The sequence below is a fragment of the Marinifilum sp. D737 genome (assembly GCF_026672275.1).
Taxonomy (GTDB): Bacteria; Bacteroidota; Bacteroidia; order Bacteroidales; family Marinifilaceae; genus Marinifilum.
The window spans coordinates 24447-47801 of sequence record NZ_JANQCD010000024.1; the positions used below are offsets into that span (position 1 = coordinate 24447).

The 23355-nt window shown below is 36.4% G+C and carries 21 protein-coding genes; 14 read left to right on the forward strand and 7 right to left on the reverse strand.

Annotated elements, in window-relative coordinates:
* The first annotated feature begins 32 nt into the window (after positions 1 to 32).
* From NQ163_RS14235 to NQ163_RS14260, 6 genes are all read left to right on the forward strand, one after another.
* Entirely contained in the window at positions 33 to 740 is a 708-nt protein-coding gene (locus NQ163_RS14235) for a DNA alkylation repair protein (protein ID WP_268190980.1), read from the forward strand.
* Positions 741 to 776: 36 nt separating this feature from the next.
* The gene (locus NQ163_RS14240; RefSeq protein WP_268190981.1) at positions 777 to 1436 is read left to right on the forward strand and encodes a DNA alkylation repair protein; all 660 of its coding nucleotides are present in this window, start codon (positions 777 to 779) and stop codon (positions 1434 to 1436) included.
* 29 nt (positions 1437 to 1465) lie between these two features.
* Positions 1466 to 1798 (forward strand): cupin domain-containing protein, encoded by a 333-nt coding sequence (locus NQ163_RS14245; protein WP_120239589.1) that lies wholly within the window; start codon positions 1466 to 1468, stop codon positions 1796 to 1798.
* Between the two features lie 166 nt (positions 1799 to 1964).
* On the forward strand, positions 1965 to 3323 hold the full coding sequence (locus NQ163_RS14250; protein WP_268190982.1) for an MATE family efflux transporter: 1359 nt from the start codon (positions 1965 to 1967) through the stop codon (positions 3321 to 3323).
* 122 nt (positions 3324 to 3445) lie between these two features.
* Positions 3446 to 6061, forward strand: coding sequence for a T9SS type A sorting domain-containing protein (locus NQ163_RS14255; protein ID WP_268190983.1), 2616 nt, complete (start codon positions 3446 to 3448; stop codon positions 6059 to 6061).
* A gap of 162 nt (positions 6062 to 6223) precedes the next feature.
* Positions 6224 to 7324: a lactonase family protein gene (locus tag NQ163_RS14260; protein WP_268190984.1), complete on the forward strand. Its 1101-nt coding sequence runs from the start codon at positions 6224 to 6226 to the stop codon at positions 7322 to 7324.
* A gap of 47 nt (positions 7325 to 7371) precedes the next feature.
* Here the strand turns inward: NQ163_RS14260 and NQ163_RS14265 are convergent, their stop codons facing one another.
* The 6 genes from NQ163_RS14265 to NQ163_RS14290 form a co-directional block, all read right to left on the reverse strand.
* Positions 7372 to 7686, reverse strand: a complete 315-nt coding sequence (locus NQ163_RS14265; protein WP_268190985.1) for an ASCH domain-containing protein — start codon at positions 7684 to 7686, stop codon at positions 7372 to 7374.
* A 110-nt stretch (positions 7687 to 7796) separates the two neighbouring features.
* A complete protein-coding gene (locus NQ163_RS14270; protein ID WP_268190986.1) occupies positions 7797 to 8246 on the reverse strand; it encodes an NUDIX hydrolase in 450 nt (149 codons plus the stop codon).
* A 9-nt stretch (positions 8247 to 8255) separates the two neighbouring features.
* A complete protein-coding gene (locus tag NQ163_RS14275; protein WP_268190987.1) occupies positions 8256 to 8681 on the reverse strand; it encodes a VOC family protein in 426 nt (141 codons plus the stop codon).
* 101 nt (positions 8682 to 8782) lie between these two features.
* The gene (locus tag NQ163_RS14280) at positions 8783 to 9847 is read right to left on the reverse strand and encodes a Kelch repeat-containing protein (RefSeq protein ID WP_268190988.1); all 1065 of its coding nucleotides are present in this window, start codon (positions 9845 to 9847) and stop codon (positions 8783 to 8785) included.
* Positions 9848 to 9994: 147 nt separating this feature from the next.
* Entirely contained in the window at positions 9995 to 11422 is a 1428-nt protein-coding gene (locus NQ163_RS14285; protein ID WP_268190989.1) for an SDR family oxidoreductase, read from the reverse strand.
* Positions 11423 to 11432: 10 nt separating this feature from the next.
* Entirely contained in the window at positions 11433 to 12446 is a 1014-nt protein-coding gene (locus NQ163_RS14290; RefSeq protein ID WP_268190990.1) for a TolB family protein, read from the reverse strand.
* 265 nt (positions 12447 to 12711) lie between these two features.
* Here NQ163_RS14290 and NQ163_RS14295 point away from each other — a divergent pair, with 265 nt between their 5' ends.
* The 6 genes from NQ163_RS14295 to NQ163_RS14320 all read left to right on the forward strand — a co-directional run bounded on the left by NQ163_RS14295 (position 12712) and on the right by NQ163_RS14320 (position 21078).
* Positions 12712 to 14895, forward strand: coding sequence for a GH92 family glycosyl hydrolase (locus tag NQ163_RS14295; protein WP_268190991.1), 2184 nt, complete (start codon positions 12712 to 12714; stop codon positions 14893 to 14895).
* A gap of 48 nt (positions 14896 to 14943) precedes the next feature.
* Complete coding sequence (locus NQ163_RS14300) at positions 14944 to 15762, forward strand: endonuclease/exonuclease/phosphatase family protein (protein ID WP_268190993.1); 819 nt, start codon at positions 14944 to 14946, stop codon at positions 15760 to 15762.
* 95 nt (positions 15763 to 15857) lie between these two features.
* On the forward strand, positions 15858 to 18407 hold the full coding sequence (locus tag NQ163_RS14305) for a phosphoenolpyruvate carboxylase (RefSeq protein WP_268190994.1): 2550 nt from the start codon (positions 15858 to 15860) through the stop codon (positions 18405 to 18407).
* 98 nt (positions 18408 to 18505) lie between these two features.
* Complete coding sequence (locus tag NQ163_RS14310; RefSeq protein WP_268190995.1) at positions 18506 to 19123, forward strand: hypothetical protein; 618 nt, start codon at positions 18506 to 18508, stop codon at positions 19121 to 19123.
* 411 nt (positions 19124 to 19534) lie between these two features.
* Entirely contained in the window at positions 19535 to 20266 is a 732-nt protein-coding gene (locus NQ163_RS14315) for a Crp/Fnr family transcriptional regulator (protein ID WP_268190996.1), read from the forward strand.
* A 104-nt stretch (positions 20267 to 20370) separates the two neighbouring features.
* Complete coding sequence (locus tag NQ163_RS14320; protein WP_268190997.1) at positions 20371 to 21078, forward strand: ferric reductase-like transmembrane domain-containing protein; 708 nt, start codon at positions 20371 to 20373, stop codon at positions 21076 to 21078.
* Here the strand turns inward: NQ163_RS14320 and NQ163_RS14325 are convergent.
* Positions 21030 to 21704 (reverse strand): Crp/Fnr family transcriptional regulator, encoded by a 675-nt coding sequence (locus NQ163_RS14325; protein WP_268190998.1) that lies wholly within the window; start codon positions 21702 to 21704, stop codon positions 21030 to 21032. The two genes, NQ163_RS14320 and NQ163_RS14325, sit on opposite strands and share 49 nt — an antisense overlap.
* Positions 21705 to 21891: 187 nt before the next feature.
* Between NQ163_RS14325 and modA the strand changes: the two genes are divergently transcribed.
* The gene (modA, locus tag NQ163_RS14330; RefSeq protein ID WP_268190999.1) at positions 21892 to 22653 is read left to right on the forward strand and encodes a molybdate ABC transporter substrate-binding protein; all 762 of its coding nucleotides are present in this window, start codon (positions 21892 to 21894) and stop codon (positions 22651 to 22653) included.
* A 1-nt stretch (position 22654) separates the two neighbouring features.
* Positions 22655 to 23350 carry a molybdate ABC transporter permease subunit gene (gene modB / locus NQ163_RS14335; RefSeq protein ID WP_268191000.1) on the forward strand — a complete coding sequence of 232 codons (696 nt, stop codon included), beginning with the start codon at positions 22655 to 22657 and terminating at the stop codon, positions 23348 to 23350.
* Positions 23351 to 23355: the final 5 nt, after the last annotated feature.

Below are 23355 nucleotides of genomic sequence, written 5' to 3' on the forward strand. Positions count from 1 at the left end.
CGTAAATCTCAAGAAATAAAATTAACAGTACAATGACCAAAGATGAAGTTTTCAAAGAGTTGGAATCTTACGGAAACGAAGGAACCAAAAATGTTCTCATAAAACATGGAGCTCGTGAACCATTTTATGGTGTAAAAGTTCAGGATTTGAAGAAAATTGTAAAGAAGATTAAAAAAGATTATCAGCTCTCATTGGAATTGTATGATTCAGGAAATTCCGATGCCATGTATTTGGCAGGACTAATTGCGGATGAGAAAATGATGAGCAAAGAGGATCTTCAAAAGTGGGTAAAAGGAGCTTATTGGTACATGATTAGTGAATACACTGTGCCTTGGGTTGCGGCAGAGTCTCAATTTGGTTTTGAGTTGGCTTTGGAGTGGATTGAATCCAAGGAAGAAAATACTGCAGCTGCAGGTTGGGCTACATTATCGAGTTTAGTGGCTGTAAAAAACGATGAAGAATTAGATGTGGGTCTGCTTAAAAGTTTGATGACGAGAGTTGAAAAGGAGATTCATACTTCATCGAATCGGGTAAAATATACAATGAATGGTTTTGTAATCTCAGTGGGTGCTTATGTTTCTGCGTTAACGAATTTGGCTATGAAGCATGCAGAGAAGATTGGTAAAGTAGATGTTTACATGGGAAAAACATCATGCAAAGTGCCATTTGCTCCGGAATACCTGCAGAAAATAATTGATAAAGGAAGGGTAGGAAAGAAGAAAAAAACAGCTAGATGCTAATAGAATAATTTAAACTTTAGTAAAAACAATGTTATCATGCAAACAAAAACCATCCTAATAGTAGAACAGTTTAGAAAGAATTCTAATGAGGCCAATGCCAGAAAAATGTCGGCATATATGAAAAATCATTTCCCTTTTCTGGGTTTGCCAAAACCACAAAGAGTTGAATTGAGTAAGGATTTTTTAAGGAAAATTACCAAAGAGAAAATGATTGATTGGAATTTGGTCAATTATCTGTGGGAACTTTCTGAACGAGAATTTCAATACCTGGCTCTGGAATATCTTGCGAAATTAAAGAAGCAGCTTGAAAAACCAGATATTTCGAACATAGAGCAATTGATCGTTACAAAATCGTGGTGGGACTCGGTTGATGTCTTGGCTCCGCTGGTAGGTGTATTGTGTAAAAAATATCCTGAATTAAAGACTGAGGTTCTGGATGATTGGATCATTAGTTCGAATATTTGGTTGAAACGTGTATCCATTCTATTTCAATTAAAATACAAGAATGATGTAGATACAGAATTTCTTTCAAAGACAATTATTGCAAATAACCTGAGTAATGAGTTCTTCGTGAACAAAGCCATAGGTTGGGCATTGCGACAGTATTCAAAATTTAATCCCGATTGGGTCAAAGAATTTATCTCCAAGTATCCTTTATCGCCGCTAAGTATACGCGAGGGCAGTAAATATTTGTAAATTTCCGGCAAATTTAAAACTTATTTCAAATGCAAGACATCTATCCGGAAATGATTAAAAATTTGCCTGAAGCTGATATTCCTTTTAATGGAGTTCGCGGTTGGGTAGCGCAAGGAGAAAACCATCAGATTGTATTTTTTGATATTGAACCAATTGGTGAAGTGCCTCGCCACTCGCATGGAGCACAGTGGGGAATGATGATCGATGGAGATATGGATCTAACAATTGATGGTGAAACCAAAAAATATAGAAAAGGCGATCATTATTTTATACCAGATGGGGTATTACATTCGGCTAAATTTAATCGAAGAACCATTGTAATGGACTATTTTGCGGAAAGTGATCGATATAAACTGAAATAATTCTTTAAAGCTTGACGTCTTTTTTTATTTAACTTTTTTCGCATAAGTTTACAGGCAATCAGGGACTTTTTGCCTGTAAACAAATACCACTTACCGACTTTTAACAAAATTTATTTGGGATTAGTCTGTGTTAACAGGCATTCTTGGTACATTTGTCGCACTTTCTATGGATAAAAACAGCCAAAACGTATACGAATTAGAGAATGTCAAAATAAGCAGCTTGCTGTGGAAATATTTTTGGCCTGCATTTACAGGAGTTGTAATTAACTCGCTGTATAATGTGGTTGATCGTATATTTATAGGCCAAGGTGTTGGATCAATAGCACTTTCGGGATTAAGTGCGGTGTATCCTATTATGCTTATTCTTATGGCATTTGGGATGTTAATAGGATTGGGGGCAGGTGTTAGAATATCAATAAATCTTGGTAAGAAAGACTTTAAAAGAGCAGAATGGGTTTTGGGAAATTCTTTTATCTTAATGCTTATTGTATCTGCATTAATTACCATTTTAGGTTTTGCCATTAAAGATCCGCTTTTGCAATTGTTTGGAGTTTCGGTAGATACCAAGGATATTGCAAATGAATACTTAAATATCATTTTATATGGTGCTGTTTTTAATGTGGTTGGTTTTTCTTTGAACAATTTGATTCGTTCTGAGGGAAATGCAAAAATTGCCATGTACTCCATGTTAATTAGTGCAGGTACCAACATTGTTCTCGATCCAATATTTATCTTTCTTTTGGATATGGGAGTAGCTGGAGCAGCTTATGCTACCATTATATCTCAGCTTATATTGTGCATTTGGGTGATCAAACACTTTAGAAGTGATCGATCGGTAATTAGGTTGAGTGCCACTAATTTTAAATTGAATCCACAAATCATTTGGTATATTATTTCCATTGGATTTGCACCATTCTCTATGCAAATTGCAGGTAGCTTTGTGCAAGGATTGTATAATGTGCAGTTGATTAAATTTAGCACTGATGTAGCCATAGCAGCCATGGGGGTAATCAATTCGGTTGCCATGCTAATTGTTATGACCATTGTTGCTATTAATATGGCAGCACAACCAATTTTTGGTTTTAGTCATGGAGCCAAACATTTCGATAGAGTTAAAGAGACTTTAAAAATTTGTATGATTGCTGCAACAGGTATTGCTGTTTTTGGATGGATAATGGTTCAAATGTTTCCTGAAACCATGGTGTTGGCTTTTAATAGCACCGACAAGGAATTATTGGAGGTGGGTGCCAAAGGACTTCAAACCTTTCTAATCGCTCTTCCGGTGGTTGGATTTCAGATTATTGTAGGAAATTACTTTCAATCCATAGGAAAAGCAGGAGTTTCAGCATTGCTTACCTTAATGCGACAAGTAATTCTTTTGATTCCTATTCTTTTTATACTACCCAATTATTTAGGACTTGATGGAGTTTGGTTTGCAGGACCAATTTCAGATGTTGGTTCAGCTATGGTGGCTGGAATCTTTATCATCAGAGAGTTCAGAAAGCTGAATAATCAAATTGCTTAGTTCCCATATTTTCCGATAGAACAGATTCATCATTCTAAATAAGCAGGCTTATGAAATATTAATCTGCTCAATCCCTTGAATTTTTGTATTTTATACTTCGATATGTCAAATGAAGGGACAAGATGAGAAGTGTATTGGTATTTCTGTTTTTCTTTTTACTGTTTGGTTGTTATTCCCAGGATGTTCCACTTGTTAATGAGCAACATCCAAGAATAGAATTGAGTCAGGAGCGCTTTGACTGGTTAAAAGCGAATATATCCAGTGGAGAGTGTCAGGAAACTTACCAGCGATTTAAAAGTGCTTACGATAGAAATTGGGTTACCAGTTCAAAAACCTATATGGTTGGATCGGATTCTACACAATGGAATTATGAGTTTGGTTCGAGTGATGCATTCCAAATGTCGCGTATGACTGCCTTTCTGTTGAAAATGGGAACAGATGGATTGGCTTTGAAGCGTTGCGAATTCATCATTTCAAGATATGTAGACTACCTGAACTCCTTAAACTTCGACAATTACTCAGGAGATACCAAAGAGAACCTCCTTAGGAACAATTGCAATTACGGAGCCATTCTTCTCGATTGGACTTACAATGATGTTCCTCAGCGGAAGAGGCAACAGCTTTCAAGAGCTTTGTTCCGGGTGTTGGAATACTTTATGGACAATTATGTCCTGACTCCTTCAGGCAATAGTTATGTAACCAGTCACAACATATACAATTGCGGAATTACCATGCATGCAACCTTGGCTTTGCACGGAGCCGATGGTTTATCGTCAGGCCAGATGTCGGATGTAAATTCCTGGTACAAAACCTTGGTAGGCAAATGGGAAAATGGCATTTTACCAGCCTTTGCTCACTTTCGTGATGATGATGGAGGTTGGAATTGGGGCGCTGCTTATTCCATGTTCGGTTTGCCTCGTCAGTACCAGTTTTTTGATGACATGAAAATCGGTACCGGAACTGATTACTACCAGGAACAAGCCTGGATAAGAGAATCCATCAATCAATACTGGTATTTCTATCGTCCGGATAACTATACCATTCATTTGGGTGATGCTGTAATTGATTTAGATCAGGCCAACAGGGTAATGTATCGTCATGCAGCCGAATTTGGCGACGAAAGAAGTCAGTATTTGGTTCAAAAATATGGAGCAACTCAATACCTGAACAATTCGAACCTGGTATTCCAGAAACTGCTATTTAAAGATTTTGAAGCAGCAACGGTTTCGCATCCCGAACCTCCTTTAGATTGGTGGGCCGACAAAACCGGATTGGCTGTTAGCCGAACTTCGTGGGATGAGGATGCCACCATGCTCTGGTATTACTGTGCTCCAGCCAAACGAGCCGATCATGAGCACAGAGACAACAACCATTTTGTAATTATAAAAGACAAACCCCAGATTTTGGATGCTGGTCATTACGATTCTTATGCCACGAATCATTATAACAATTACTACTCGCGTACCATTGCACACAATTCCATTTGTGTATTCGATGGATCAGAGTCTTACCGTGCCTTTGGGCGATCCGTTTCGAATGATGGCGGACAAATATGGACCGATCGATTGGAGAATGTGGGAGAGCTTACCGATAGTGATCACAAAAGAGGAGAGTGGCTAAAGTTTGCTTCTGGCGATGAGTATGCCTATTATATCAGCGATGCGGCAGATTCTTATGCATCCGATAAATTGGATCGATTTGAACGCAGGTTGTTGTATCACAAGCCTGATAGGGTAATTGTGTTGGATCATTTGCATTTGCGAAATGTATCGTCGCAAGAACGAAAGGCCAAGTACATCAATCACTTTGCCAATCGTCCTGATATCAATGGTCAGGTGGTAAATACTACGATTACCGATAAAATGATTACCTATAATGGCAGAGATTACAAGGCCTCGCATGGGAATGGAAATGTTGCCATTCGTACCTTATTGCCAGATTCAACAACTACTACTTTAATTGGAGGTAGTGCTTATGAGTATTGGGTAAATGGAACCAACTATCCGCCAGACAATAGTCCAAATTTCAATTCGGCACATCCTGGAACATGGAGAATTGAAGTTGAACCAACGAAGGTAATCGAGGATTTGGTTTATCTGCATACCATTAAAATTGGAGACAATCAAAATCCGTCGAATGCAGGTGGCGAACTGTTTGAAAACGAAAGCACAATTGGTGTTGATTGGGAGAATCACCTGTACCTGTTTCATGCGAAAGGCGATACTTTAAACTCTTCTTACTCGGTAAATCCGCTTGACGGAAACCGAACCATAAAGATTTTTGCTTTGGATATGCAGGCCAATACTTCTTATGGTGTGTTTTTAAATGATGATTTGGCCAGAACAGGAGACTCCAATGAGAATGGTATTTTTGAGATTACAGTTGATTTGGCTGAAGGAATGTACAATTTGGTGGTTCGTGATACCATTGCGGGAGATCCCAATCCAGATACCGATCCAGACCCGGATCCAACTCCCGAACCAGGAGATGAGGAAGAAGGAGAGGTGAAGGTATATCCAAATCCAAGTGATGGAATTTTTACCGTATTGATTGAACACGATGAGGTGAGTGAGTTTCAGTTGAGTACTTTCGATTCTACCGGTAGGAAGGTGATGGAATATTTGAATTCGGGCAATCGTGTTGATTTGAACTTGAATGGATTATCTTCCGGGGTCTACTATTTGCTCATTCAGTATCTCGATAAACAAGTGAAGCGGAAGATTGTACTTGTTGATTAAATTCTGAACCTCCCAGTTTTATTAGCCCCAAGGGAAGAAGTGCCAGTTAATTGTTAATTTGAAGTATTCAATGAGTAATTTGATCAAAGTTTAAGATGATTGAATAAGTTATCTTATAGCCTGCAATTTTCTCTTATCTTTGAGTGAATAAATTCAAATCTCATGAATAAATCTACAATCCTATTGGCGCTGATATCAATTTTTGCACTATCATGCAATCAATCAAAAGAGAAGAAAATGACTCAGGCAGCCTATTCCATTTATGTAGGTACCTACACCGATACCGACTCTAAGGGAATCTATAAAATCACGATGAACAAATCGGGAAAGTTTGGCGAACTGAGTTTACAAGCTGAGACCAAGAATCCATCTTTCTTGTGTTTTGCCAATAAAGGTAAAAATTTACTTGCCATTAATGAGATCAATTCATTGGATGGAGTAGGGAGTGTTGAAAGCTATAAGATAGGTGATCAGCTTAAGCTAATTAGTAGGAAATCGAGTGGAGGAGCACATCCTTGTTTTGTTACAGAAAAGGATGGAATTGTGTTAACGGCAAATTATACAGGAGGAAATACGGGTTTATTGCGAGTGGATGAAAAGGGTAAGCTTTCTGAGCTACTGGATGTAAATCAGCACGAAGGATCAGGAAGTGTTGAGGGCAGACAAGATGCACCGCATGCTCATAGCATCTGGTTTCAACCTAATAAAAATAGAGCGATTGCTGTAGATTTGGGCAGCAACGAATTGTGGATTTCTACCATTTTGGATGATAAATTTATCAATGCAGAGCGCATTGCAATGCCTGAAGGGGCAGGGCCACGACATTTGACCTTCCATCCCAATGGCAAGTTTATTTATGTGATTAATGAACTAAGCAATACAATCACCATTCTAAACGGAGAAAGCCTACAAAATCTTGATAATGTACATACCTTGCCAAAAGCTTTTGCAGGAAGTAGTTTTACTGCAGATATTCACATTTCATCCGATGGAAAGTTTCTGTACGGTTCTAATCGCGGGCACAACAGCATTGTGATATATGCAGTATTGGAAGATGGAGGATTGGAATTGATAGGACATGAATCAACGCGTGGTGATCATCCTCGTAATTTTAGCCTGAGTCCTGATGGGAAGTTTTTGATTGTAGCCAATCAGAATACCAATAATTTGGTTTGTTTTAAACGCAATAAAAAAACAGGCTTACTCACTTTCGTTGATGAGACAAAAGCAGCTAAACCTGTTTGTGTATTATTCCAAAAGTAAACCTGCTCCTGTAAATTTGGAATTTACAGCTTGTGAGAAAAGGATTTTTAATCCGTTTCAATTGTAGAGAATTCAATCAACATTAAATGGTCTGTTTGTTTTAGGTCAGGATAAAATCCAAGCAAAACAGACCATAATTCTTCTTTCGAATCAAAACCATCCTTCTCGATTTCTTCTATTGTGAGTTCGTCAAAACTCTTGTGTATCACTTTCGTGATTTGTATTTCGATTGAAGGCTTGTCATCAAATATGGCTTCGCCTTTACCCAATTGCGGAGCAGGTTCATCAACTCTTGCAGTTTGTATTTTGTTTCCGTTTTTAATGGCCTCATAAAAATCGGAATGGAAGTGGATTTGGGACATGTATTAAATTGTTGGTTTCATGCAAAGATTGCAAATGTAAAAAAAGAAAGCGCAAAGAATCATTTGAAATCGTCGCGCTGTATTATTTCTTTAGTACTTTCAGAATGGAGCTATATGGTATTCACTTCAATATTTTTGTTTAAACGACAGTTTACTTCTGCAAAAACCAGGTTTTGAATATCAGGATAGGTTAAATCCTCAGGCAAATCTTTAAAGAAACGAATTTCTGCAATCTCAGATTTAGGCAATTCTGCCAAATAAGTAATATTGGCAAAGAAGATTCGTCCATAATTGATTTCGCCTTTCCAATCACATGAATAGTCTACAATCAGTTTAAGGCTAAATTCTTTGGCTCCGGTTTCTTCGTACAGCTCTCTTCTGGCTGCCTGTAGTGCGGTTTCATTCGCTTCAATATGTCCTGCAGGCATTTCCCAGGTCTCACGCATTCTATGGCGCACAAATACCCATGTATTTTGGTATTTCGAACAAACGATGGAATACTTTAAATTTTCTTCCGGTATGCTTAAGGGATCTAAAAAATTAACGATTGGTTTTGTCATGTATGTATATTATTCAGAGGTTGATTTTCCTTTGTACATCTCACTAAATGGACCTTCAATGGGTTCCCAAAGTTCTACTTTATTTCCTTCCGGATCAAGAATCCAGCCAAATTTTCCATATTCGAATACTTGCATCTCTCCAACAACCTCAACACCTTCTTCTTTTAGCACTTTGAGCAATTCCTCAAGGTTCTCAACACGATAATTGAACATGAAATCTTTCTTCGAAGGCTGAAAATACTCAGTGTTCTCATCAAACGGTCCCCAAATGGTAAATCCACTCTCTTCAGGCTTACTTGTTTTTTGCCATTCAAATACACCACCATATTCATCAGGACACTGAATGCCCAAATGTCTGTTGTACCATTCTCTTGTGCTTTTGGGATCTTTGGTTTTGAAAAAGATACCGCCTATTCCTGTTACGCGTTTTTTCATAGAGTAAAGATTTTCTAAGATTTCGGATTCTTTTAAAGATAAATAAAAAAGTCCTTTGAGTTTAAACCCAAAGGACTTTATCTTTTTGAAAGCTACAATCGTTAATTATCATTGTCATCTTGATCCATAAGGGGATTGAATTCCCAAGTATCGTCAAAGTAATAACCAGAACCAGGAAGAGTACCTGTAGTGATAAAACCTCTATTATCCAGGCTAAACGCAACTGCATCTGTTCTTGAATTAATTTCCACTTCTAAAGGTGTTTTCTCTTCCCAATGATCCAGTATTGGATCGTATTCCCAAATAGATCGTTCTAAGCCTGAATTTATTCCTGTAGCAACATATCCTTTGCCATTGATTACAAATGAAACGGCTTGTGTGCGCATAACATTTTCCCATCGATCATCTTTATGTAAATTTTTTTTTCTAGACCATCCGTTAAATGTATTTGTTATAGATGCAGGATCATACTCCCATACCTGGCGCATATTATTTTCACCAGAAACAATGTATGCTTTGTTGTTAATTACAAAGGCAGTCGAATTTCTTGTCCTTTCTCCATCTTCATTATCAAAATTGACTTTGCTCCAAATTCCATTTTCGAATTTGTAGAAATCTTTAAGGTTGCATCTGTCATCATCTCCTATGAATCCATAGCCAGTTCCAACATAGCCAATGTCATTTATTGAAAAAGCAACAGCACCTTGTCTTGCTGAAGGGCCATTGTTCATGTCAATTGGATTTGGATTCCAAGTCTCTGTTGTGGGGTCAAATTCATAAAAATCTGATAAACGTTCATCTTTATCATTCACTCCTGAACCAACGTAAGCTTTTCCATTGGCAATAAAGGCCACAGCCTCACTTCTTGCTTCTCCTGGGAAGTCACTTTGAATTTTAGTCCAAGCATCATCTAAACTATATTTGTAAAATGATTTTATGCATTCTTCTCCAATGTTACCAGATTCATTATCAGAGATTTCACCTATTATGCTAGTTTTGCCCGTTCCTACATAGGCATAATCTCCAATTACAAAACTTACCGCTCCACCACGGCTTTCTCCCTCAAAACTTGCTCTTTTGATCCAGTTGCCTTTAAGGCTTTCACTATCGGAACATGAAAATAAAGAAAAAGCTAAAACTAAAATTAGTAATATTCTTTCCGTCATAAACATTATTTAGTTAAGATTTATTCGGTAAAGATAATTATTACTATGGAATAATTTACCTGTCAAGTGTGTCAAGTTTAGTATAGCGAAATTGTAAAGTTAAGCTTGGATATTTTTAAGATTAAAGCTGGAATGTAAAGTTTGAAATCATTTATTGTAATTTATAATGCCATTAATCATTCCTTTAAATATAAAAACATGGAAAGGATAACTCAAATACCAATACAGTCTTCCAGCCAGGCCTTTGGGTCTGAAAATGGCTTTTTGCTGCAGGTGGTTTTGATTCATTGAGAATTCGAGCCATGCTTCTCCCGGTAATTTCATTTCAGCATAGAGCAGTAACCTTTTATTTTCCTTATCGGCCAATAATACTCTCCAAAAATCCAACGAATCTCCAATCTCTATCTCCGATGGATGTCTTCGTCCACGGTTTAGGCCAACACCTCCAAACAGCTTATCCAAAAAGCCGCGAAATTGCCATAGCCAATTTGCATAATACCAGCCACGATCTCCACCTAAAGCCCAAACATTATCCAAAACCAATGGCTTGTTATCCACAGGAAGAATTTTAGTATCGAAATAGCAGCCAAAACTAGGAGGTTCTACATACTTAAAGTTCTTGTTGGATAATCTTCCGCTACTTAAGGCATCTTTCCAGGATGAGATTACCATTTGCTGTTTTATCTTCCCCATGGCTTTTTCAATCGCTTCTTTGTATGAAAGTGGATTGATGTCAAGCTTTTGGGCAAAATCATTAGGTCGGCAAACGACTTCAACTTTCATACTATTAACCAGGTTTACCGCTAAATTATAGGATGTTGAAGTAATAAAAAATAACCAGTAGGAAGAAAGACGAGGCGTCATTATGGGTAAAATGATAACCTTTCTGTTGAGTTTACGAACCTGAGCATATTGCAGCAGCATTTCCTTATAGCTTAGAACCTCGGTTCCGCCAATATCAAAGGTCTGGTTCAGGCAGTGTTTATTGTATATTACCTTGTGTAAATACTCAATAACATTGCGAATGGCTATGGGTTGACATTTCGTTAATAGCCACTGTGGAGTTATCATGATGGGAAGTTTTTCTACCAGGTCGCGAATAATTTCAAATGATGCACTACCAGATCCAACAATTATTCCGGCTCTTAAAATGGTCACATAACTGCGACTCTCTTTTAGGATCTCTTCAACTTCTTTTCTCGATTGTAAATGTTTGGATAGTTTCTCTTCATTGGCAATACCACTTAGGTAAATAATCTGTCGATTTTCCGTTTTCTTAAGGTAGTTTACAAAGTTTTGTGCACATCTTTTTTCCAGAACATCAAATCCTTCAGTACCATGTAGCATAGAATGAATCAGGTAGTAGCTTACCTGAATATCTTTGGGAATTTTCTCTAATGATTTTGGAAGTAGAAGGTCTACTTCCAATATTCTAACGTTTGGATGGAAATTTTCTTTATGTGTAAAACGTTGTTTGTTTCGAACACAGCAATACACAATATGACCTTGTTCCAAAAGAACAGGAAGTAATCGTTTACCTATATAACCATTGGCGCCGGTCAATAAAATCTTCATATGCCTACTGTTAGTTCTGTTTTGCTAATGCTTCTTTCTTAAGATCCTCTATAAAATCGGTTTTTATCCAATACAAATCAAGATTACCATTTTGAGGAGAAATAGCATTTTGCTTCATCACCTTAAGATTAGGTTTTTCCTGACGTATTTGCTTGTTATTAGAAAAGATAAAATATTTTCCATCAGGAGACAAGGAAGGTGACAATGCAAATGTGTTTGGGAAATTTACTTTATTCCCCATATTCATTAATGAAGTCCAATTGTCATTTCCTAAATTAAAGCTGATATAGTAATCTGCCCGACCAATACGATTCCCTTCAATCAAAGTACAAACAATAAGGTAGCTTTCATCAGGAGCAATCATCGAATTGTATTGCATATTGGTAGGATTTACTTCTTTGGGCAATCGCTCTGGTTTTTGGTATTTCCCATCAATTAATTTCGATCGATATATGACTTGTACATTTTTACTTTCTTCGTGAGTATAGTAAATGGTACCATCATTGGTTAATGTAGGGTAATATTGCCCTGAGTCAGTATTTATTGGTCCTTCTAATTCATATGGTTCCGACCATCCCTCAACTGTTTGATCCATTACCCAAATGTTTTGATAGAACCATCCATCTTTTGCTTCCTTTCCTTTGGGCGGTCTTGTTGACATGAAGAACAATTTCTTTCCATCACGAGTAATAAATGGTTCAAGATCTTTGTAATCCGGATTCCCCGAAAAGGAAGCAAACTCAGGCTCGGTCCAAACATCGTTTACCATTTTTGAAGTGGCAATATAATAGTCGGCGCCGTTTCTGATGGTATAGTATATTTCTTTTCCGTCGGGACTCATGGTAAAATCTCTTTCATGCAGATGGCTGGATACAAAGTTGGGGGCAAATAACCTGGCGGTGCTGTCAGGTTTTATTTCTCCCAAATATTCTCCTTTACGGATCTTTTTAAGATCTGATTGTTTTTGTTGAGTACATGAGCAAACAATTACAAGAAGTACTACAGTGTAAATTAATTTTTTCATTGAGTTTTAGGTTAAAGTTGGTAGATATCTAAAATACTAAAATATTATTCATTTGTATCTTAAAAAAGGATGCTCTGATAATGATGAAGTCATTAATTGGTTTTAGAGATCCATTATTTTAGATTAAATCTGAAAAAAATCACACAGCTTTTGTGTGAATTATAGGATATGAATGCTCGTTTTGTTTATATTTGGAGCATATTTCCAAAAGCCAATTTACTATTTACATCTTCTGATTAATCTTGGAAGATAAACTTTACTTATTATGAGATTATTAGCCTTCTGTTTGGCAATGATTGGTCTTTTTGCGTGCAGTAATGAGCAGGCAGAGCCTCGGAAATTAACTAGCTATGCAAATACTTTCGTGGGTACCGATGGACCTGGTAATACCTACCCTGGAGCAGTAATGCCTTTTGGTATGGTACAACTGAGTCCCGATAATGGTTTGCCGGGTTGGGACAGAATTGCAGGGTATTTTTGGCCTGATTCAACCATTGCAGGATTTAGTCATACACATTTATCGGGAACCGGAGCAGGGGATATGTATGATATTCTTTTGATGCCTTTAAATAGTCGTTTTACTGATAATTTAACACCAGAAGGAGATTACCGTCCATACTCTAAATTTTCTCATGAAAAGGAGGAAGCTTCACCGGGCTATTATAAAGTGGAATTATTGAGTTCTGGAATTACTGCTGAGCTTACCACTACAAAACGTGTAGGTTTCCATAGATACAGTTTTCCTGAAGATTCGGATTCTAAAATCATACTGGATTTGGGATACAAATTGAATTGGGATAATCCGTACGATACTAAAATAATTGTTGAAAATGATTCGACCATATCGGGATACAGAAAATCAAATGGTTGGGCAAGAGATCAACATCTGTATTTTACGGCGCAATTTTCAAAATCTTTTAAATCTGTAGAATTGTTTGAAGGAGATAATAAGTCAGCAAATATGATGGTTAACTCTCCTAAAACCAAATTGATTGCAAATTTTGAAACAGAAAAACCAGAAGAAATTTTGGTGAAAGTTGCCTTATCTTCTGCTTCAATTGAAGGAGCAAAAAAGAATATGGAGGCAGAGCTAACTCATTGGGATTTTGATGGAGTAGTAAAGCAAGCCGATCAGGAATGGGAAAACTTATTATCTCAAATTGAGATTGAAGCCAGCGAAGAACAAAAAGAATTGTTTTACACCAATTTATATCACCTGTATCTTACACCAAGCTTACATTCAGATATTGATGGAATGCACAAAGGTGCAGATGGAAAATACCACAAAGCAGAGGGTTTTGATCGCTATGATACCTTTTCATTGTGGGATACATACAGAGCAGCACATCCATTATACACCATTCTATGTCCTGATAAAGTGGAAGATTTTATCAAATCTTTTCTAATTCATTACGATGAAACAGGTTTGTTGCCAGTGTGGTCAATGGCAGGAAATGAAACCAATATGATGATTGGATATCATGCGGTTCCGGTAATTGTTGATGCCTATTTTAAAGGCATTGAAATGGATGTTGAAAAAGCTTACAAAGCTTGTAAAGAATCAGCAATGGAGAAAGGCCGACAGATTGATGAGTATATGCATTTGGGCTATGTCCCTACTGATGAGGAAGGCGAAAATTGGTCTGTTTCAAAGACATTGGAGTATGCTTACGATGATTGGTGTATTGCACAGTTTGCAAAAGCTTTAAACAAAGAAGCGGACTACAAATACTTCTTAAATCGAGGAGAGAATTGGAAAAATTTGTATGATCCAAAATCAACTTTTTTCCGACCTAAAGATCCTAAAGGAAACTTTGTTTCTCCATTCGTACCTAAGGAGTATACCAATTACTTTTGTGAGAGTAATGCCTGGCAGTATTTCTGGTATGTACCACAAGATGTGCCAGAATTCATAAAAACCGTTGGCGAGGAAAAGTTTTCAGCCAAGCTTGATTCCATGTTTAGCTATTATCCTACAGCAGATGATAAACTGCCAATTTTCAGCACGGGAATGATTGGTCAATATGCCCACGGAAACGAACCTAGTCATCATGTTGCCTATTTGTACAATTATATCAATCAGGCAGAGAAAACACAGGAAATGGTTCGCAGAATTATCAATACCCAATACACTACTCAACCCGATGGATATTGTGGGAATGAGGATTGCGGTCAGATGTCTGCATGGATGGTATTCTCATCTTTAGGAATATATCCGGTAAATCCGGCGAATGGAGTTTATGATATTACTTCACCTTGGGTTAAAAAAGGGATTTTACATTTGCCAAATGGTAAGACTTTTACCATTTCAACTCAGAACCAGGGAAAAGAAAACCACTACATCGAAAAGGTATTGCTAAATGGTGAAGAGTACAAGGAATTAACCATTACTCATCAGCAAATCATGCAAGGAGGAGAATTGCATTTTGTACTTAGCTCATCTAAATAAAATTATATAAGGCCGTGCAGTTGTACGGCCTTTCTTTTAATGTATATTATGAAAAAAATACTCATAAGCACCATACTTTTTGCATTCTGCTATGGTTTGCATGCTCAAAAATTAATGACTTACAACCTTCGATACGATAATCCAAATGATGGGATTAACAAGTGGGAACTTCGAAAAGAAAATATCATTAATCTAATTAATGGATATTCTCCTGATGTGTTTGGCACACAGGAAGGCTTGTGTCACCAGCTGGAATTTTTAGATGAAAATTTAACAGACTATTCTTACCTTGGTGTTGGAAGAGATGATGGGAAAAAGAAAGGTGAATATTGTGCTGTTTTTTATAAACATTCGGCTTATAAAATTATAAAAGAATCAACATTTTGGTTGTCACCAACTCCAAATAAAATATCGGTTGGTTGGGATGCTGTTCTTGAAAGAATATGCACATATGCTTTATTTGAAGATAAGAGATCAGGAAAGCAATTTTGGGTATTTAATGCTCATTTCGATCATGTTGGAAAAAAAGCTCAATACGAAAGTGCTAAGTTAATCTTGAAGCACATTCAAAAATTGAATCAAAATAATTTACCGGTTGTTTTAATGGGTGATTTAAACCTAAAACCAGAAAGTGAAGCCATAAAGTATTTGGCAGAAAATATGATTGATTCTCACCTTAAGGCAGAAAAAAAATCAAACATTGGAACCTTTAATGCCTTCAAACACAACGAACCTGTAACAGATAGAATCGATTATATCTTTGTGGATAAATCAACAAAAATCCTCAATTATAAAATTATTGATCTTAAAGTAGAGGGTAGGTATCCTTCTGATCATTTACCGGTAATGATTGAAATACAAAAATAAATTTGAAAGTTTCTGATTGTATCCTTTAGTCCAATTCACTCTTTTTGTTATCTTGAATCAATAATTAAGAGAGGGAGGATAATAATAAAAAGCCTATGCAATCAGAAACATTTCAAAACGAAGTTGAACTTCGGTACAAATTGTACAATAGTATCTTTCTAACGCTTCCGTTAGATGGGATTCATGGAACAGGTATTCTTATTCCCCTTATGAAGGATGAGTGTCGTAAGGGATTAGAAGAAGGAAAATCTCCTGTTGAGATTTTAGATCATTTTTTCGAAAAACAAACCAATTTTAAGAGCGAAACGGAACAACTGGATTTCATGTTTCGGGTAATTAGCTACATTGAGCGTCAGGTAGTATTACTGGATGCATTGGAAGATGCAGCTTTTCTGGATTTACATGATGCTCGGCGAGTAGGTAAAATAGAGTCTATCAAGAGTCGATTATCAAGTGATGAAAGAAAAGAGAAGATTGGAGAAGCGCTAAAAGATTTGGCGGTTCGTATTGTTTTAACAGCACATCCAACACAGTTTTATCCAAGTACAGTATTGGCAATTATTAATGATTTAATCGATGCCATTCAGAAAAATGATCTGTTACAGATTAAAATGTTGCTTACCCAATTGGGTAAGACTCCTTTCTTTAAAAAGGAACGACCAACCCCATATGATGAGGCAAAAAGTTTAAGTTGGTACCTCGAGAATATATTCTATCAATCGGCTTCAGAATTGTATGGTGATTTAATGAAAGAAGTGAGTAATCCGGAAGAGCAGGATGGAAATATACTTGCTTTTGGATTTTGGCCTGGAGGAGATCGTGATGGAAATCCATTTGTGAAGGTGGATACAACCATTGCTGTAGCTGATAGATTGAGAAGCATTCTGCTTGCAAATTATTACAAGGATATTAGAAAGCTAAGAAGAAGATTAAGCTTTAAAGGAGTTTATGAGAAAGTAGTAGCCTTGGAAGAAAGAATACTGCAGGCGGTGAATGGAGAAGATACTTCTTCCAGGATTCAGCAGGCAGAGATTCTTCAATCATTGGCAGTGATCGAAAAACAATTGATAGAAGAACATGACGGTTTCTTTGTAGAGTTGTTGCATGAATTTAGGAACAAGGTTTTGTTATTCGGGACCCATTTTGCTGGAATAGATATCAGGCAGGATAGTAGAATTATAAAACAAGCATTTGATGTACTTTGTTCCACAGCTCCGGAATTGAAGGATCAAAATTGTAGCTTGACATTTGAAGATCTAACAAAACTAGATACTCCGGTTTCATTATTTCAGTCTGATGATGAAGTTGTAAAAGATACTTTAAGTCTTTTTGGAACCATTAAAGAAATTCAACAAAGAAATGGAGAGAAAGCCTGTAATCGAGTAATTATCAGCAATTGTAGAGGAGAGGATGATGTAGCAAGAGTTTTTGCTATGGCTAAAATGTGTGCTTGGCAGAATGAAATACCATTGGATATAATTCCACTTTTTGAAACCATTGATGATTTAGAGAAAGCTGCAATTACCATGCGAAAGCTGTATGAGAATGAAGAATATGCAAAGCACCTTGAATTCAGAGGTAAAAAACAGACCATTATGTTGGGATTCTCTGATGGAACAAAAGATGGAGGATATTTTTCGGCCAACTGGAACATTTACAAGGCCAAGGAGAATATTACCAAACTGTCACGCGAAATGGGAATTACAGTTGCATTTTTCGATGGTCGTGGAGGACCTCCTGCTCGTGGAGGCGGAAATACCCATAAGTTTTATTCATCATTAGGAAATACGATAGAGAATAGAGAGATCCAAGTGACCATACAGGGACAAACCATTAGTTCAAAATTTGGTACGCATGACTCTGCAAGATTTTACCAGGAAAGATTACTATCGGCTGCACTTGAAAACAGCTTGTTCGATGATCCTGAGAAATTACTTTCTGATACGGATCGTGTGATAATGGAAAAGCTTTCGGAGTATAGTTTGGCAGAATACCAGAGGTTCAAGTCTTCGGATAAATTTGTGCCGTACCTGGAAAAAATGAGTGCGCTTAATTATTACGGAAAGGCAAATATTGGAAGTCGACCTGGCAAAAGAAAGCAATCGGAGAAGTTAAACTTCGAAGACCTGAGAGCGATTCCATTTGTTGGAGCCTGGAGCCAGATGAAGCAAAATGTACCAGGATTTTTTGGTGTAGGTTCATCTTTAAAGAAACTTGAAGAAGAAGGCTTGTTTGAAGATGCCAGGAAGTTGTACCAATCATCGCTATTTTTTAAAACTTTGGTGGCAAATAGTATGCAATCCATATGTAAGTCGTACTTTAATTTAACCGAGTACATGAAGAATGACGAAGAGTTCGGCGAATTTTGGTGTTGGATTCATGATGAATATCAATTAAGCATAGAAATGTTACTGAAGGTATCTGATCAGGATGAGTTGATGCAAACCGCTTTATTCTTAAAAGATTCGATTAACCTTAGAGAAGAAATGGTATTGCCATTGATTACAATTCAACAGTATGCTCTTATAAAAATTCGAGAATTAGAGAAAAAAAATGTAACAAACGCTACAAAATACAGTATATTGCAAAAGTTGGTCATCAGATCTCTTTATGGTAACATAAATGCAAGTCGAAATTCTGCTTAAAAAATTGTTTAAGAAAAAATGAACAGTTGGCAATTTTAAGACATGTTGATCGTTTAATTGTAATCAGAGCTTAAATTAATAATAGAAACCCAATTAAAATGCACAAATCAATTCTTACGTACTGTTTACTGTTTTTATTTTCGTTAACATTATCGGCACAGGAAACTGAACCGACTAAACCGGAAGCGAAGCCATCATTGGATCATGGTACAATAAGTAGCCAATTCCAATATTTGACAAAAAAATCGAGTAATTGGCAAGGTCATGAAGTGATTAAGGTGGAGATGTTGAATAAATATCAGTCAAATGTTCAAGATTCTCTAAACCAGTTAAAATCAATTCTTAAAAAATCTGAATCGAAAGTCGGTAATCAAGGAAGTGAAATCGATAATCTTAATACAGAAATTCAGAATTTAAAAAAGCAGTTGGATGAAACCATACGTATGAAGGATAGTATGAAGTTTTTAGGCATGGAGTTGCCTAAATCTACTTACAATACTTTAATGTGGGTACTTATTTTAGGTTCGCTGGTAGTTGCTGGGGTATGCTTTATGATGTTTAAACGTAGTAACGTAGTAACGGTTGAAACCAAGCAAACTTTGGAAGAGGTTAGAGAAGAATTTGATACTCACAGAAAAAATGCCTTGGTAAGAGAGCAAAAGTTAGCTCGTCGTCTTCAGGATGAGGTAATAAAAAATAAAAATTTGGGATTGTAAATACACTCCTTAAAAAATAGAAAAAACGAGGCTGTACACCATTTGGTGCAGCCTCGTTTTGTATAAAGTGTTTTGTGATATGCCTGACTTTACAAAGCGTTATTCATAAGTTTCTTGGCGCAATAAAATCCTCCAATTACTGATAAAGTAATTAGGCTTAATGCAAACTTGCAGTAAAAGCCGCAGTAAAAACTTTCTTGAGCTCCACATTTAAATGCAGAACATCCTACTGCTATTAAAATCAGGTAATCTATAAACAGAATACAAGCTAACAGAGATGTTGTAAACAACAATTTTTTCATTTTTCTAATTATTAGGTTTCATAATCAAATTAGTACTTCCCATTACAAAGTTACAACAGCTTAATATGCATATATTCAATAAGGAATGTGATTGTTTTATCTTATCTTTGTGATATATCTCACATTACCATTTAGCATGTTTAATCAGCCAGATTATAAGATCTTTTCCAATTGTCAAACCTGTGACGATCGCTCGTGTGCTTCACAAACTCTATCGGTTTCTGAGTTAGAATTGTTAAGCAAAAATTGTAACGAAGCTAAGTTTGAAAAAGGAGAAACTATCCTGGCAGAAGGTTCAAGAACTTCGCATATTATTTATTTAAGAGAAGGTTTGGCAAAGGAGTATGGAAAGAACAGATTACAGGAAGAATATATATTGCAGGTTGTTAAGCCGCATTCCTATCTGGGTTTACATTCTATTTTTAGCGATACCAACAATCATTATTCTTATGCAGCATTAACTCCTGTGCGTGTTTGTTATATTGATTTGAATGTATTCTCTCAGTTTATAAAAGAGAATGGGCGTTTTGGATATGAAATACTTTCTTCGGTATGTAACGATAGTTTGAACAATTACCATCGCTTTATTGATCAGCACCAGAAGAAAATTTATGGAAAGCTTGCAGATGCCATACTTTATTTTGCGATTGTTATTTTTGGGAGAAATGAATTTAGTTTGCCCTTAAGTCGTAGAGAACTCGCTCACATGATTGGGACCAGTAGAGAAAGTGTTTCCAAACAAATAGGTGTTTTTGTACAAGATAAAATCATTTCAGTTGATGGTAGAAACTTGAAAATTCTTGACATGAAACGTCTTAAGAATATTAGTAAGGTGGGATAGAAAATCTCTTTTTTTTTAATGCAATAAATACCAACATCTAGGTATTTGCATCCTCATTAATAAATCCCAATTTTGAACTATTCTAAATAAGTTTAGTTCGTATTATGAGTTTATTGCAGAAGAATTGGTCGTGGTTGATAGTATGCTTGCTGGCATTATTTCCTTTGATAAAGATTTTTTCATTGATTAGCTTCAATTTTGAATACCCTGAATTCGATTTTATTCTTTTCGATGATATAGAACAGGATGAACAAGTAGCCCTTAAAACCGGAAGAGATATTGTTCCTGGAATTGAGCTTGCAATTGAACAAACGGGTGAGTGGGCCATACGATGGCTAATAGCTGTTTTACTGATTACACCATTTAAGATTGTGTTCGGCACAAAAAGTAATCTATTTGTTAGGCAAGCAATGGGAATATCATGTGGTGTTTATGTATTTCTGCATGCTTTCTTCTTTATGTATCACGAAGGATTCTTTTCTATTTTTTCAGATTTACCTTTAATTCTATCAGGAATTTCTGCAGGAATAATATTTGCACTGGCAATTACTTCAAATCGTCGATCGATGAAGTTGTTGAAGCGACATTGGAAAACATTACACCGATTGGTTTATTTTGCTGCCATTTTGACCATAGCTCATGTTGTTCTTTTAAATAAAGATTGGGAATTGTATTCTAGCTTATTCAGTATTGGACTCATAGTAAGGTTTGGTCCGGTTCGTCAATTTTTCCAAACGCAAAACCTAAAAGTATTATTGTTGAATCAATTTAAGGCAGATGGTTTTCTTACCAAAATTCGCCGCCTGTCATAGATAATTACTCCATTTCGGTCTAATTCATTTAGAGTTGTTGTTACAGTTTGACGAGTTGTAGCAGCCAGGCTAGCTATGTCTTGATGAGTTAGGTTTAAACGAATTTCTCTTTCGTCACCAATTTTAATTCCATGCTCTTCAATCAAATCGAGTAATAAACATTTTACCCTTTCAGGAGCTGATTTAAACCACATACGTTCCAATCTGCTTCGAACTTTTTTAAGTCTGAAGCCAATTAATTTGGTAACCTTTAAACTAAGGCGAGGATGCGTTGACAGAAAATGCTCAAAATCTTGAATATTTACATAGCAAATTTCAGCATATTCAGTTGTAGCTGCAATTTGTTCTCTTTTGCTCTGTCCTGTAATTGCCAATTCTCCAAATATTTCACCAGGACCAAGAATGGCATAAATGAACTCTTTTCCATTATCCGAAAAAGATGAAATTTTAACCTTTCCTTTTTTAAGAAAGTATACCGAGTTTGCTTCGTCATTTGGAAGATAAATGGTTTGGTTTTTAGTAGCCTCTAGCATTTTCACTTTCTTTCTCAAATCCATTTTTTCAAGAATAGATAGTGATCCCAAAAAATTGAAGTTTTCAAAATACCATAGGATTCTGTCCTGCATAACTAGTTGATTTGGTGTGTTAATAGGTGATGTCAAGATACGAAATTTATCTAAAATGAATCAAAATAAGAATTGCTAAATATTTGTTAATTATTAGTTACTGAAGATGAATTGGGAATCATATTGTTTTGAGTAGTTCAGTATTCTCCAAAAATTACTATTTTCAACTTTTGCTAAGCATTTCTGCATGAATAAAACCATAATTGTAATCATACTATCGATGTTTGTTCTTTCTTGCTCGAATAGAAAGAATAGAAACAATGAAGTCACCTTATTTGCAGCTTCCAGTGTAACAAATGTTGCTGAAGAAATTGCTGGAAGCTTTGAGAGGGAAACAGGCATTAAGGTCAAGCTCAATATTGCATCGTCGGGAATATTGGCCAGACAAATTGAAAGTGGAGCTGATTTTGATTACTACATTTCTGCGAATAAGAGTTGGATGGATTACATAGATAGTTTGAACTTGGTTGAAAAGGCCACAGTAAAGAATTTGGCCACGAATCGTTTGGTTGTCATTGTTCCTTCAGGAAACGATAAAAAGCCAAATAGAGGAGAGATTGAAAATAATTTTCCGAATTTATTTGCCGGTCGTTTATCTATTGGTGATCCGAAGCATGTTCCAGCGGGTAAGTATGCAATGCAGGCCATTAAATTTTATGGATGGGAAAAAGATCTTACTGATCGATATTTACCAGCAAAAAATGTAAGAGATGCATTGTTGATGGTTGAAATGGGGGAAGCTGAAATGGGCATCGTTTATGAAACTGATGCCACGAAATCTAAAAAGGTCAATATCGTTTATCGATTCCCTCTTACTGCATGTGAATCCATTGCATATGCAGGGGCAGCAAAAAAGAAGAGATCTGAAAGTTTAAATTCATTTTTGTTGTACCTTCAATCGGAAGAGGTGAAAAGTATATGGAGAACAAACGGATTCAATCTGGATTAATATGAATGAATTGCTAAACTTTAGTGAAGATGAATTGCTGGCAATCGGACTTTCGTTTCGTGTTGCCTTTTGGTGTGCTGTTTTCATTCTTCCTCCATCGGTTTTCTTGTCTTGGTGCTTGGCGCGCAAACAATTCAGAGGAAAATCAATTGTAGAAGGTTTTTTGAATTTGCCTTTGGTTCTACCGCCTGTTGCAACCGGATTTATCCTTTTGTTGTTGCTGGGAACAAACGGATTAATTGGCAAGTATTTGAACGAATGGTTTGGAATAAAGTTGGCATTTAGTTTTTATGCAGCTGTAATTGCTTCAATGGTGGTTTCATTTCCATTGGCAATTCGAGCCATTCGCTTGTCAATCGAAATGGTGGATCCAGGTTACGAGGAAGCAGCAAAAACCCTTGGTGCAAACTCATTACAGACTTTTATTCGTGTTACTTTGCCATTGGCACTTCCTGGAATTATAAGTGGTTTTGTTTTGGCTTTTGCCAGATCGTTGGGAGAGTTTGGTGCCACCATTATTTTTGCCGGAAACATATCTGGTGAAACCCAAACCATACCCTTGGCGCTTTTTAATGAAATTCAGGTTCCCGGACATGAAACAGCAGCTTTCCGATTACTTTTGGTAGCTGTGGTATTTTCATTTGCAGCCATGTCTTTTTCCGAGATTTTGGTAAAAAAACTTCATCATCGTAAATAATTAAT

Bases quoted from the DNA above. Each gene is read 5' to 3' on its own strand.
- NQ163_RS14305 (WP_268190994.1), top strand. From the start codon at position 15,858: ATGCAATCAGAAACATTTCAAAACGAAGTTGAACTTCGGTACAAATTG.
- NQ163_RS14320 (WP_268190997.1), top strand. From the start codon at position 20,371: ATGAGTTTATTGCAGAAGAATTGGTCGTGGTTGATAGTATGCTTGCTG.
- modA (WP_268190999.1), top strand. From the start codon at position 21,892: ATGAATAAAACCATAATTGTAATCATACTATCGATGTTTGTTCTTTCT.
- NQ163_RS14260 (WP_268190984.1), top strand. From the start codon at position 6,224: ATGAATAAATCTACAATCCTATTGGCGCTGATATCAATTTTTGCACTA.
- NQ163_RS14255 (WP_268190983.1), top strand. From the start codon at position 3,446: ATGAGAAGTGTATTGGTATTTCTGTTTTTCTTTTTACTGTTTGGTTGT.
- NQ163_RS14325 (WP_268190998.1), bottom strand. From the start codon at position 21,704: ATGCAGGACAGAATCCTATGGTATTTTGAAAACTTCAATTTTTTGGGA.
- NQ163_RS14310 (WP_268190995.1), top strand. From the start codon at position 18,506: ATGCACAAATCAATTCTTACGTACTGTTTACTGTTTTTATTTTCGTTA.
- NQ163_RS14300 (WP_268190993.1), top strand. From the start codon at position 14,944: ATGAAAAAAATACTCATAAGCACCATACTTTTTGCATTCTGCTATGGT.
- NQ163_RS14265 (WP_268190985.1), bottom strand. From the start codon at position 7,686: ATGTCCCAAATCCACTTCCATTCCGATTTTTATGAGGCCATTAAAAAC.
- NQ163_RS14275 (WP_268190987.1), bottom strand. From the start codon at position 8,681: ATGAAAAAACGCGTAACAGGAATAGGCGGTATCTTTTTCAAAACCAAA.
- NQ163_RS14285 (WP_268190989.1), bottom strand. From the start codon at position 11,422: ATGAAGATTTTATTGACCGGCGCCAATGGTTATATAGGTAAACGATTA.
- modB (WP_268191000.1), top strand. From the start codon at position 22,655: ATGAATGAATTGCTAAACTTTAGTGAAGATGAATTGCTGGCAATCGGA.
- NQ163_RS14245 (WP_120239589.1), top strand. From the start codon at position 1,466: ATGCAAGACATCTATCCGGAAATGATTAAAAATTTGCCTGAAGCTGAT.
- NQ163_RS14235 (WP_268190980.1), top strand. From the start codon at position 33: ATGACCAAAGATGAAGTTTTCAAAGAGTTGGAATCTTACGGAAACGAA.
- NQ163_RS14240 (WP_268190981.1), top strand. From the start codon at position 777: ATGCAAACAAAAACCATCCTAATAGTAGAACAGTTTAGAAAGAATTCT.
- NQ163_RS14290 (WP_268190990.1), bottom strand. From the start codon at position 12,446: ATGAAAAAATTAATTTACACTGTAGTACTTCTTGTAATTGTTTGCTCA.
- NQ163_RS14250 (WP_268190982.1), top strand. From the start codon at position 1,965: ATGGATAAAAACAGCCAAAACGTATACGAATTAGAGAATGTCAAAATA.
- NQ163_RS14270 (WP_268190986.1), bottom strand. From the start codon at position 8,246: ATGACAAAACCAATCGTTAATTTTTTAGATCCCTTAAGCATACCGGAA.
- NQ163_RS14295 (WP_268190991.1), top strand. From the start codon at position 12,712: ATGAGATTATTAGCCTTCTGTTTGGCAATGATTGGTCTTTTTGCGTGC.
- NQ163_RS14280 (WP_268190988.1), bottom strand. From the start codon at position 9,847: ATGACGGAAAGAATATTACTAATTTTAGTTTTAGCTTTTTCTTTATTT.